The following is a 13113-nucleotide window of genomic DNA, read 5'->3' as shown; positions in this document are numbered from 1 at the left end:
CCATCTCAAAAAACGGATAATAAATGATTTGAATAGGTGTTGGAATTCAGCACCAAAAACTTTTCGAATTCCCATCTCCTTGTATTTTTGTTCTATAATGTATGATGATAAACCAAACAATCCAAGTGAGGATATAATTATAGCAATTAAAGTGAAAGAGATAAATACCGAATTCATACGAGATTCTGCCTTATACAGATACGAAAAATCATCCTTTAAAAGACGATGTGAGAAAGGTATTTTAGGATAATATTCTTTCCATGTCTCACTAATTTTATTGATAATGGGTTGTTGATCACCGTCTGTTTTAATAGCAATATATTTAAACTCATCAGAAATAATAAGCATTATCAGTGGTTTTACACCAACTTGTAAACTGTTAAAGTTGAAGTTTTTAACGACACCGATAACTTCACAATCATATTCCCATATTTTAACTTTCTGACCAATAGTATAGTTCATTTTCATAGCAGAGGCTGCAGCTTCATTTATAATAAGTTTTAAACTATCAGCTCCTTGTTTTGATGAAAATGCGCGACCATGAATAACTTCCATTTCAAAAGTTTCAATAAAATCATAATCAACAAAACTTAATTGAAATAGAGTGTTATTCGCATCATTCGATTTACCTTTCCAAGTCACATCAGATGTCGAATTCGAAAAATTAATAGGCATCTGATTAGCGGCTGTAACTTTAAGTACGCCAGGTATTTTAATTAGACTTTCTTTTAATTGAGAATAATGCTCCTGAAAATCATCCAATATTTCAATATAAATAATGTTATTTTTCTGATAACCAACGTCTTTGTCTTGAAGATAATCTAGTTGTCTGTAGATGACACTTGTGCAAATTATCAATCCAATTGAGATTGTAAATTGGATAATGACCATCAGTTTGCGGAATAAAAGGGAATCGCTATAGAGTTTACCTTTTAGAATTCTTATTGGTTTGAAAGATGACAGATATAAAGCAGGGTAACTACCCGAAATAAGACCTGTGAATAAAACGATGGCTGCGAAGAATAATAATAGTGTTGGGTTTGAAAATTTCAGAGATAGATCTCTTTGTGTTAATTCCTTAAAGAAAGGTAGAAGTAATTCCACTAACACGATTGCCAGTCCAAAAGCAAGTAGGCTGATAAAGAGTGATTCGGCCATGAACAATGCAAATAATCCTCTTTTGTGTGCACCAACCACTTTTCTAACGGCCACTTCTCTAGCTCTCCGCTCCGAACGTGCTGTAGATAAATTCATATAGTTGAAACAAGCAATCAAAAGAATAATAAAAGCAACTAAGGCAAAAACCCGGACATAGAGTATGGGACTAAGTTTTTTCCCGCTGATGGAATGTAAGTGGTAATCAGTAAATGGCTGAAGAGCTAGGTCTGCATTAGATTGTTCCAGGTTTTGTTTGATATACGGCTTGATTTTTGTTTCCAGATTTGGAATGTATGACTTGTTTTTAACTTGAATGAGAGTTAAGAAGGCGTGTGAATCCCAGTTGTTTAGGTTGAAGCCCCAATTCTCTTTTATGAAATTGAAGGGTAATAAATAATCGAAGTAAAGCGAAGAGTTTTTGGGAGAATCCTTAAGTACTGCACTAACATGATAGTTAATATTTGAATTTATGCTGATGATTTTTCCTAAAGGGTTATTCTCACCAAAATATTTTTTAGACATCTTCTCGGTAATGACGATGGATCTTTCATCGGGCATAACCAAGTTTGAATCTCCAAGTAAAACAGGAAAACTGAACATTTTGAAGAAATCAGTATCGACACACAAACCAGAACCTTCAATAAAATTTGATCCCCCAGTAGTTAGCATTAATTTACCCCAGATTCTTGATATACGAGTCGCTTTATCAATCTCGGAGATATCTTCCTTTAGCTTTATGGCAAGTGGTGCAGGGGTTGCATATACGGTAAATATTTCCCCGTCTGCATATGTTTGATTTTCATAAACACTATATATCTGATTCTTGTTGTCGTGAAATGAATCAAAGCTAAGTTCATACTCTACCCAAAGTAAAATAAGTAAGCTACAAGTTATCCCCGTAGCTAAACCTAAAATATTAATCAGTGAGTATCCCTTTTGAAGATATAGCTTTCTGAAAACAGTATTTAAAAATATTTTGAACATTAAGTAATTAGTTTAATATATAGATATCTAAAGGGAATTATGTTCCATATCTTAAAATTTGGATATAATTAATCTTTCCTAATCTGATAGAGTTTTCACGACATTAAAATAGTATTAAATTTTATTAATAAATGTTATTGATAAAAGAGAATGATTGAATCTTCTGTTTTCTATCCATCCATATATTAATTTTTTTGTGAGCTACAACTTGATTTAATTCACTTATTATAAAGTCTGGCTTTATAGTAAGATTGAATGTTTTATATATTATGTAATAGCTAGATTTATGCCAAAGAGTGTTGTGTATTGTATGTTAGTCTTTTGTGTGAGACTTGTATTTATTTTAGTAAGTGAAATGTGATCGATTTTAGAACAAGCTTTGTACGAAATCGAACATTTTTGTTTTGATTTTGAATTTTTAGTTATACCTTGATGTTCGATTTTGGACACATCAAAATCAATATAATGATGAAAAGCTTTGGTTTGTCTGCAATTTGAGGCTAAAGCAATCGAGATATAAAAAAACAGAAACAATGAGCAAAGTCGGGAAAATTTTGGCGATAGATGATAATGAGGATATACTATTCTCATTGAAGCTTCTTTTGAAACAGCATGTTGAATTAATACATACAGAATCGGATCCTGAATTGATTCCAAAGCTGATGAAACAAGAAACTTATGATGTGATTCTTTTGGATATGAACTTCACAAAAGATGCGATAAGTGGGCAGGAAGGTTATCATTGGTTGAATCGAATCATTGAAATTGATCCTCGAGCGGTTGTTCTTTTCATTACAGCTTATGGTGATGTCGAAAAATCTGTAAAAGCAATAAAGGCTGGAGCAACTGATTTTATTTTGAAGCCTTGGCAAAACGAAAAGTTAATGGCAACTATTTCTTCAGCAATTAAACTTCGAAAATCGAAGGAGGAGGTGACTCAACTAAAAACAAAGCAGAAAGAGTTAAATGCAGTGCTTGATCAGCCATTTAATGATTTTATTGGCGTATCACCTGAAATGCAAACTGTTTTTAGTACGATTCAGAAGGTTGCGGTTACTGATGCTAATGTTTTAATTCTAGGAGAAAATGGAACAGGGAAAGAGTTGGTTGCGAGAGCTCTTCACCGTAATTCGGCTAGAAAGGATGAGGTCTTTATTAGTGTTGACTTAGGATCTATTAATGAGAATTTATTCGAAAGTGAATTGTTTGGTCATGTAAAAGGAGCTTTTACTGATGCTAGAACTGATCGCCCTGGTCGTTTTGAAATTGCATCTGGAGGAACACTTTTCCTTGATGAGATTGGTAATCTGTCTTTACCTATGCAAGCCAAACTACTTACCGTTCTCGAAAGAAGAGAGGTTATTCGAGTAGGATCCAATAAACCAATTCCTATCGATATTCGATTAATTTGCGCAACTAATATGCCAATTCTTCAGATGGTTGCTGAGGAAACTTACAGACAGGATTTATTATACAGAATAAATACAGTAGAGATAAATTTACCATCACTTGCTGAACGGTATGAAGATATTCCGTTGTTAGCAGAACATTTTTTGAAGATCTATGCTAAGAAATACAAGAAGAGTTTTGGTCCACTTTCTAAAGCTTGTATTAATAAGTTGTATGATTACTCATGGCCAGGAAATGTACGTGAACTTCAACATTTGATGGAACGTGCGGTTATTATGGCTGATGATAATAATTTGCAACCAAGCGATTTTCAAATCAATCCGGGACATTCACAACAAGGGGATGTTGAATTAGATAGTTATAATCTGGAAGAAGTGGAGAAGAATATCATTCAGAAAGTATTAAAAACTAATCAGGGGAATATTTCGAAAGCAGCCGGAGAACTTGGTTTAACTAGAACATCCTTGTATCGAAGACTAGAAAAGTATGGTTTATAAAAGTTTCAGACTCAATTTTGTATTAAGGATCATAGCGCTCTCTGCGACTATTTTCCTATTTGCTTTTGTTCTGTCAAAAAATAATTATTTTACGACGGCAGGCCTTATTTTCCTTGTTATTATCTATCAGATATATGAAATGATTAAGTATGTTGAAAAAACCAACAGATTACTTAAAAATTTTCTTGAATCGATACGATATTCCGATTTTACTCGAAATTTTAAGGTTCAAGGTTTAGGAAGTTCCTTCGATAAATTGCAAGAATCATTTAATGCCGTTATTTCCGATTTTCAGAAGATAAGGGCTGAAAAGGAAGAGCATTATTTCTATTTACAAACCGTTATTCAGCATATTGGAATTTCATTGATTGCATTCCATCGCGATGGTTCTGTAGAGATGATAAACAATGCTTCTAAAAAACTATTTCAAGTTAGTAACTTGGCTAAAATTCAAGATCTTGAAAGTTTTAGTCCCGAGTTTGTTGAGGCACTCCTGAAACTGAAGCATGGTGAAAATACGCTTATTAAGGTTAATGATAATGACGATATTCTGCAATTAGCGATATATGCGACTGAATTTAAAATAAACGATAGGCAAGTTATCTTGGTGTCAATCAAGAATATTCAGTATGAGCTGGAAGAGCAGGAGATTGAATCCTGGCAGAAACTAATTCGGGTTTTAACACATGAAATAATGAATTCTATAACGCCTATCTCTTCATTATCAAATACTCTAACAACAATTCTCGACGATTTCGGGATGAATAATGTTAGCAAGTTTGATGAGCATGATCAGGAGACCATTACTGAAGTGAAAATGGCTTTGTCAACGATCCAGAAGAGGAGTTCAGGTTTATTACACTTTGTTGATACTTACAGGAATCTAACGAAGATACCTACCCCGAACTTTAGCATCTTTCCAGTTAAGCAGCTTTTCGACAATATTTATATATTGATGAAAGAAGAGATGAAGAGACGAAATATTGAGTGTATTATTGAAATTGAACCTGAAACGATTGAACTTTCTGCTGATGAACTTTTGATTGAGCAAGTTTTAATTAACCTAATTAAGAACTCTATACATGCGCTCGATCATACTGCTAATCCTCAATTACGATTGAGAGCTTATTTGAATAAAAGAGGACGTATTTCCATTCAGTTGACTGATAATGGGCAAGGGATTATAAAAGAGGTTTTAGATAAAGTTTTTATTCCATTTTTTACGACCAAGCCTAAAGGGTCTGGAATTGGATTGGCACTTTCTAAGCAAATTCTTCGTTTGCACGGTGGAACTATTACTGCTCATTCCGTACCAGACGAAAGAACGACTTTTACTTTAACTTTTTAAGCTATATGACAATAACCACGTAAAGGTATAGTGCAATGAATAAAGGCAAGTGAGATTAATTTACTTGCCTTTATTCATTTTCACCGCAAAGGGAGAAGTGTTATTGCTTGTTTCAATTCTTTGTGTATCAGGATAAAATGAATATATTTATTTATAGTTAGTATTAATAAATATTAAATAATGATGGAAAAAAGGAACAAAATTATTTACTGGATTGCTACTGGACTCTTATCTGTAATGATGTTAATGTCATCCTCAATGTATATTTTAAATCATGAGATGGTAAGTCAGACTTTTGCTAGCTTAGGTTTTCCTATTTATATTATTTATCCTCTAGCGATTCTGAAAATATTAGGTGTTATTGCTATTCTTTCAAGGAAATCTAAGTTTCTTAAAGAGTGGGCTTATGCAGGCTTCTTTTTTAACTTTGTTTTAGCACTATCTGCGCATTGGGTTGTTAACGATGGCGAATTTATGCCTGCTTTTGTGGCTCTAATTCTATTAATCTTATCTTATAGATTTGATGAAAAAGTTTTTGCTTAGTGCATATCACAAATCATCACATAAAAAAAGGTTGGCATTGAGCCAACCTTTTTTATTAAGAAGATATTCTTATAAATCTTCTGGGAACTCTTTTAGGTTATCTTGATATATTTTTAGTCCTGTTTTTGGATCATGATTTGAACTTGGCCCTGCAATACAGCCGCCTTCACATGCCATCACTTCGATGAAATTACCACTGGTTTTTCCAGTCTTAGCAAAAGCTTTGAGCATGTTAATTTTTTTCTTGTCTAATCCGTTTACAATTACAGGTTTAATATTAACGTATGGCTTCACTTCAAGAACAGATTGAGCAACACCGCCGCTCGCAGCATAAGCACGACCATGATTCTTAATAGTTCGATCTAGTTCAATAGAATTGCCATCAATGTTAATATGCCATCCTGCAAATAAACCAGAAAGTTCTTCAAAAGTCATCACATAATCAACATTAGGATCAGCCATCCCTTCGCGACGCTTGGCAATACATGGCCCAATGAACACGAATTTACCATTAGGATATTGCTTTTTTGCTAACTCTGCAGCGTAATACATTGGACTTTTAGTATGAGAAACATACTGTTCCATGTTTGGAATATGTTTTTTTACAGCTGAAACATAAGCAGGACAGCAAGAAGTTGTCATAAATGGAGCCTTATTTTCAAGACGTTCGAGTAGTTCGTCAGCTTCATTTATTGTCGTTACATTAGCACCTTTAGCAACTTCAATCACATCGTGGAATCCAAGTTCTTTAATGGCTCCAATAACATTTTCAGTTTTGTATTTAAATTGACCATAAAGGGCTGGTGCAACCAAGGCGATTGTTTCTTGTTCTGATTTTAAAGATTTCATCACATCAATAATCTGTGAGTTCTCCATTATTGAACCAAAAGGACAAGCTGTTATGCATTTACCACAATCAATACATTTGTCTTCATCGATTTGCTCTTTACCATGTTCATTTTTAGTGATGGCCCCAACAGGGCATGCATTTTCACATGGAACAGGCATATAGATGATCGAATGATATGGACAAACATTCATGCAAATGCCGCAATTGATACAACTCTTTGGATCGATTTGAGCCTGACCATTTGCATTCCAACTCACAGCATCTTTAGGGCAGTTCATCATGCATGGGTGAGCAACACAACCTTTACATAGGTTAGTTACGATATAAGAATTCTGGACGCAGGATGTACAAGCTTCATCTACTACAGTTAATATTTTTTCAATTGGCTTTTCACGCTGCATAGCCTCTGTTGCATATTCAGCTAAAGTTTTAAGTTCATCACGATCTTCTTCAAGTTCGCAACCTAGTAGTGGAATTAATTTTTCTTTAATTATGACTCTTTCTTTAAAAATACAGCAACGATCAGTGTACTCTTTGTTGCGAGGAGCCATTTCCAGAGGGACTCTATCAAGGTTTGTAATAAGCTTTTCTTCGTTAAAGAGTTCAGCCATATTGGCTACTAAATCTCTTCGGATAATCATGGTATTATCAACGTAAGCCATATTTTGGTATTTAGGTGTATTAGTTATATTGATTTTGACGCCGCAAAAGTAGATATAATAAGGTTTTTTTAGTGAAAGATTTATATGTTATTTAATTATGTTTTCATAAAATTTAGTTTAACAAAAAAAGCCCGGATGATTCATCCGGGCTTTATATGGCAATTATTTGATTTTGTAGCTTTTTTATTTTTTTTCGACAGCCTTTAAACCGAGCTCTTCTCCTTTTTTGAGCATAAACTGATAGGCGTCATCATGGTTGTTTTGAATTTCGCCATCGAGGATGGCATCTTTTATTGCTGTTTTGATATCACCAATAACACGTGATGGAGAAAGGTTAAATGTGCTGATAATTTCTTCACCGCTGATTGGAGGTTGGAAATTGCGAATGGTATCTTTTTCTTCAACCTCTTTTAATTTCTGGCGGACCAATTGGAAGTTGTCAAGAAATTTTTTGACTTTGGCTTCGTTTTTAGAAGTAATATCAGCTTCACAAAGGAGCATCAATTCGTCAATATCATCACCTGCATCAAATAGTAGACGTCGAATAGCAGAATCGGTCACAACCTCTTGTGCTAACACAATAGGGCGCATATGTAAGGAAACCATTTTTTGAACAAATTTCATTTTTTCATTCAAGGGTAGTTTCATATTCTTAAATATTTTAGGAACCATCTTCTCGCCAATAAAATTGTGAGCATGGAAAGTCCAGCCAATACCTTTTACAAATTTTTTGGTCTTAGGCTTGGCAATATCGTGTAGTAAAGCTGACCAACGCAACCATAAATTGTCAGAATGGCAGCATAAATTATCGAGGACTTCAAGTGTATGATAGAAGTTGTCTTTATGACTAATGCCATTTCGAGTTTCTCTACCTTTAAGTTTCTGGAATTCTGGAAAGATGATATCTAGCAAGCCTGATTCATCCAGTAGCTTAAACCCGATTGAAGGCTTAGGTGACATCACAATTTTATTCATCTCCTCAATGATTCTTTCTTGCGAGATGATATGTATTCTATCTTTATTGGTTTTAATCGCTTCGAAAGTCACATCTGAAATTTTGAAATCCAATTGTGTTGCAAAACGAATTGCACGCATCATTCTAAGCGGATCATCCGAAAAGGTGATCAAAGGATCAAGCGGTGTTTTTATGATCTTGTGCTGAAGATCCTCAACACCACCAAATGGGTCAAGTAATTCACCGAAATTGTCTTTATGCAAGCTTAAAGCTAGAGCATTAATGGTGAAATCTCTTCTTTTTTGATCATCATCTAAAGTGCCATCTTCGACTATAGGATTGCGTGATTCTCTTTGGTAAGATTCTTTGCGAGCCCCAACAAATTCAACCTCAAAACCTTTATATTTAAGCATGGCTGTTCCATAGCTCTTAAAAATAGAAACATTGGTATTACCTGCTTTTGCAGCCACTTTTTTGGCCAATTCAATGCCACTGCCAATTACAACAACATCAATATCTTTTGATTCTCGTTCAAGAAAAAGATCTCTAACAAAACCTCCAATCACATAGGATTCAAGGTTTTCTTTAGTGACAATTTCTGATAGTATGGGGAATATGGGGTGTGTTAAAAATCTTTTCACGTTCTTATCTTGTTTGTATTTCAATTAAGGAGTTTTGATTCAATTAATGATATCTATTCTCCCTGAAGCGACAAAATTACAATTATTTAGGATGATTCTAAAATATAAGAAGAGATAATCATCTGATATTTGAAATAGCCCCTAATTTTTATTTAGAGATGCGATCTGTTAGCAGAAATCTAATTTAATTGGCATTTTGACAGTTTTTATTTTATGGCACACTAATTGATATGCAATAATCTATATATTTGTATTATTAAAATTTGTAATTATGGTAGAGCATTTAACATTAGCATCTTTCAAAGAAAAGGTGTTTAATTTCGAAAATAATAAGGATTGGAAATTTGAAGGTAATAAGCCTTGCATAATTGATTTTTATGCCGATTGGTGTGGACCTTGTAAAACGGTTGCTCCTATTCTTGAAGAATTGAAAAAGGAGTATGGCGATAAATTAGAGATTTATAAGATTAATACAGAAGAGGAGAAAGAATTGTCTTCAGTTTTTGGCATTCAGAGTATTCCTTCACTTTTATTTGTACCACAAGAAGGGCAACCTCAAATGGCACAAGGTGCTCTTTCTAAAGAATCCTTTAAACAAGCTTTTAAGGAAGTTTTGGGTGTAAGTGAATAGTCTGTGAAAACAGATTAATTCAATTATATTTGAACTTCAATATTAAATCAGACTATTATGAGAACATTTATAAAATCAGCCTTTTTATTAAGCTTTGTATTGCTAAGTCTTACTAGTTTTTCACAATCGAAAGTGATTGCTTTGGATGACGAAGGCTTTAAAGAAAAGGTTTTTGACTTTGTGAAAGAAAAGGAATGGGTATTCAAAGGTGATAAACCTGTAATAGTCGATTTTTATGCGACTTGGTGTGGTCCCTGTAAAAGAGTAGCGCCTATTTTGGAAGAGTTACAAGAGGAGTATGGCGATGCCATTCAGATTTATAAAGTGGATACGGATAAAGCCAGGGCAGTTTCAGCTGCATTTGGTGTAACAAGTATACCTTCTTTCCTATTTATTCCTGCCAAAGGCCAACCCCAAATGGCAAAAGGGGCTTTTCCAAAAGCAACCTTTGTGAAAGCTTTAACCGAAGTTATGGGTGTAAAGGAAGTTGCTAAAGAGAAATAAGAGACGGTTAAGTCTTTAAATATGAGGGCACCCAATATAATTGGGTGCTTTTTTGTGCTTTATACTTTTCTGTTCTGTAATTTATTCCGAGTATCTTTGTTGATAACCATAAGTTTATGTCATTCTATTTTGAAATGAATTAGACTTGTATTTTAAGTAAATCAAATTACCTTTGCGCACTAATAACAGTGGGGTGCCTTAAATAAACGGGCTGAGATTATACCCTAAGGAACAGATTTATTTCGGTTTCTTACACCTGATCCGGATAATGCCGGCGTAGGGAATTGCGAAAATACTATTCGCCTGATATCTCATCTAAAGAACCTCATTGCAATATTTTTTTATCGAATGCTGATCATTCAGCCTAAAAAAACTTTATTGTAATGTCTACAACTAAATTCAATTCATTATTTACGAAAGTAGTTCTACTACTTGTATTTCAATTCTTCTGTTTTGCAGGATTTTCTCAGTTAACACTTAAGGGGAGAGTTTTAAATCAGGATGGAGATCCGCTTCCAGGTGCGGCAGTCGTTATCAAAGGGAGCATGCATGGTGTTTCTACAAATGCAGATGGAGAATATCAATTTGAAAACTTAAAATCAGGTTCTTATGAGCTTGTTGCAAGTTTTTTAGCTTTCGAGCCTCAAACTCAGGAGATTGATCTTAAATCAGATTTAACTTTAGATTTTGTACTTGAATACTCTGCCATACTTGCCGATGAGGTATTGGTGTCGGCTACTCGTGCAGATGCTAGAACGCCAGTTGTTGTAACCAATGTGAGTAAGGAAGAATTGTCTGCAAGAAATTTAGGTCAGGATATTCCTATGTTATTGTCCTTAACACCTTCATTCGTTACTTCTTCCGATGCTGGAGCAGGTGTTGGATATACGGGGTTTAGAATTCGTGGATCAGATGCTAACCGTATTAATGTAACTGTTGATGGCATTCCATTGAATGATTCAGAATCACACGGCGTTTATTGGGTAAACATGCCTGACTTTACTTCATCTTTAGATGATATTCAAATACAGCGTGGTGTGGGAACATCAACGAGTGGTGCAGGTGCATTTGGTGCTAGCATAAATATGCAAACACAGAATGTGAACACTAAACCATATGCTGAAATATCAAGCTCGGCAGGTTCATTCAATACATTTAAGAACACAGTTAAACTGGGTACAGGTCTAAAGAAAGGTTTTGCTTTCGATACCCGTTTATCTAAAATTACTTCTGATGGTTTTATCGATAGAGCGAGTTCAAATCTGCAATCAGCTTATTTTTCTGCAGGATACTATGGTGATAGAACAAGTGTAAAAGCTAATGTAATCGTAGGTAAAGAGAAAACTTACCAGGCTTGGAATGGGGTGCCAAAAGTTCGTTTAGAGAACGATGAAGAGGGGATGCAAAGATATGGTGATCACTATTTGTTTAGTAGTCATGATGAATTAGTAAATATCGAGGGAGTTGCCCATATTAAAGCCTCTGATTCGAGAACCTACAACCAGTACACCTATAAAAATGAAACGGACAACTACTGGCAGAAGCATTACCATCTGTTTTTAACGCACCTGTTTTCGGATAACACAAAGTTCAATATGGCTTTTCATTATACTCAAGGTGAAGGTTACTACGAGCAGTTTAAGAAAAATGATAAGCTTAAGAAGTATGGTTTGGCTCCCATTGTAATTGGAGGAGAAACAATAGAGAAAACAGATATTATCCGTCGTAAATGGTTGGATAATGATTTTTACGGTACTGTATTTTCTTTTTCGAAGAAAATAGAAGGGCTTGATTTAGTTGCTGGTGGTGGCTGGAATAAATACGATGGTGATCATTTTGGCGAAATCCGTTGGATGAAGAATGCAGGTGATACTTTTTTAGGTGATAAGTACTACGACAACAACGGGACAAAGGAAGAATATAATGCCTACGTAAAAGCGAATGTTGCTGTTGATAATTCCTTGAGTTTGTACGCCGATTTACAATTGAGAGGGATTGATTATAAAATTAAAGGGACCGATTCGGATTTAAGAGATGTTAGTCAGAAACATGATTTCCTATTCTTTAACCCTAAATTTGGTTTGAATTATGAGTTTAATGAAAATCACCGTCTTTTCGCTTCATTTGCTATAGCAAATCGTGAACCTAATCGAAGTAATTATACCGATGCTAAACCTGGTAATGTGCCTACAAGTGAGCGTTTGTTCGATTACGAACTAACTTATAAATTGACAAAGGCAAACTTCTTATTCGAAGCGAACCTATTTTATATGGATTATAAAGATCAGCTAGTTCTTACTGGTGAGATTAATGATGTTGGTGGAGCTGTAATGGTGAACGTTGATAAATCTTATAGAATGGGTGTTGAGTTGAGTGCAGCAACAAATATCACAGAGTCTCTTTCATGGAAAGGAAATTTATCTTTGAGTGAAAATAAAGTTGAAAACTTTGTTGAGCATGTTGATAATTGGGATAACTGGGAAACTGGCGAGCAAACGATTAATAATTTAGGAACTACTGATTTGGCTTTTTCACCCAATGTAACGGCTAACTCAATCTTCTCTTATAATAATTCAGGATTCGGTGTACAGTTCATTTCTCAATATGTAGGTAAGCAGTTTATTGATAATTCGGCGAATAATGAAAGAAGTCTTGATGCTTATTCAGTATCTAACTTGAATTTCTCATACGAATTCAAACCTAAGTTTGCTGAGAGTTTAAAATTCAATATTTTAGTAAATAATGTATTTAATGCAGAATATGAGTCGAATGCATGGGTTTACTCATACATTTATGGAGGTGAACGTTTTGCTATGGATGGTTATTTCCCTCAAGCAGGAACGAACTTTATGGCAGGTTTAAGCCTCACTTTTTAAGAAGAATAATTTATAAAATACTTCAACCAAGCTGAGAGATTTCTTTCAGCTTGG

9 protein-coding genes and 1 riboswitch are annotated in these 13113 nt (G+C 34.4%); of the genes, 6 read left to right on the top strand and 3 right to left on the bottom strand.

Going from position 1 to position 13113, the window contains the following annotated elements; translation table 11 throughout:
* The coding region (locus tag ABY905_RS07980) for an ABC transporter permease (protein WP_372642332.1) at positions 1–2142 on the bottom strand (2142 nt) is incomplete at its 3' end.
* Between the two features lie 533 nt (positions 2143–2675).
* Between ABY905_RS07980 and ABY905_RS07975 the strand changes: the two genes are divergently transcribed.
* The 3 genes from ABY905_RS07975 to ABY905_RS07965 all read left to right on the top strand — a co-directional run bounded on the left by ABY905_RS07975 (position 2676) and on the right by ABY905_RS07965 (position 5940).
* Positions 2676–4049, top strand: coding sequence for a sigma-54-dependent transcriptional regulator (locus ABY905_RS07975; protein ID WP_372642330.1), 1374 nt, complete (start codon positions 2676–2678; stop codon positions 4047–4049).
* A 139-nt stretch (positions 4050–4188) separates the two neighbouring features.
* Positions 4189–5397 (top strand): PAS domain-containing sensor histidine kinase, encoded by a 1209-nt coding sequence (locus ABY905_RS07970; RefSeq protein WP_372642328.1) that lies wholly within the window; start codon positions 4189–4191, stop codon positions 5395–5397.
* A gap of 183 nt (positions 5398–5580) precedes the next feature.
* On the top strand, positions 5581–5940 hold the full coding sequence (locus ABY905_RS07965; RefSeq protein WP_372642326.1) for a DoxX family protein: 360 nt from the start codon (positions 5581–5583) through the stop codon (positions 5938–5940).
* Positions 5941–6009: 69 nt separating this feature from the next.
* Here the strand turns inward: ABY905_RS07965 and ABY905_RS07960 are convergent, their stop codons facing one another.
* Positions 6010–7452, bottom strand: coding sequence for a monomeric [FeFe] hydrogenase (locus tag ABY905_RS07960; RefSeq protein WP_372642324.1), 1443 nt, complete (start codon positions 7450–7452; stop codon positions 6010–6012).
* Between the two features lie 183 nt (positions 7453–7635).
* Positions 7636–9048, bottom strand: coding sequence for a CCA tRNA nucleotidyltransferase (locus tag ABY905_RS07955; RefSeq protein WP_372642322.1), 1413 nt, complete (start codon positions 9046–9048; stop codon positions 7636–7638).
* Between the two features lie 271 nt (positions 9049–9319).
* Here ABY905_RS07955 and trxA (ABY905_RS07950) point away from each other — a divergent pair, with 271 nt between their 5' ends.
* The 3 genes from trxA (ABY905_RS07950) (at position 9320) to ABY905_RS07940 (ending at position 13059) form a co-directional block, all read left to right on the top strand.
* On the top strand, positions 9320–9679 hold the full coding sequence (trxA, locus tag ABY905_RS07950; protein ID WP_372642320.1) for a thioredoxin: 360 nt from the start codon (positions 9320–9322) through the stop codon (positions 9677–9679).
* 57 nt (positions 9680–9736) lie between these two features.
* Positions 9737–10183: a thioredoxin gene (gene trxA, locus ABY905_RS07945; RefSeq protein ID WP_372642318.1), complete on the top strand. Its 447-nt coding sequence runs from the start codon at positions 9737–9739 to the stop codon at positions 10181–10183.
* A 180-nt stretch (positions 10184–10363) separates the two neighbouring features.
* Positions 10364–10483: riboswitch (TPP riboswitch) on the top strand.
* A gap of 83 nt (positions 10484–10566) precedes the next feature.
* Positions 10567–13059 (top strand): TonB-dependent receptor, encoded by a 2493-nt coding sequence (locus ABY905_RS07940; protein WP_372642316.1) that lies wholly within the window; start codon positions 10567–10569, stop codon positions 13057–13059.
* Positions 13060–13113: the final 54 nt, after the last annotated feature.

The organism is Ancylomarina sp. (assembly GCF_041555295.1).
GTDB lineage: Bacteria > Bacteroidota > Bacteroidia > Bacteroidales > Marinifilaceae > Ancylomarina.
This window is presented reverse-complemented; position numbering and strand designations above follow the sequence as displayed.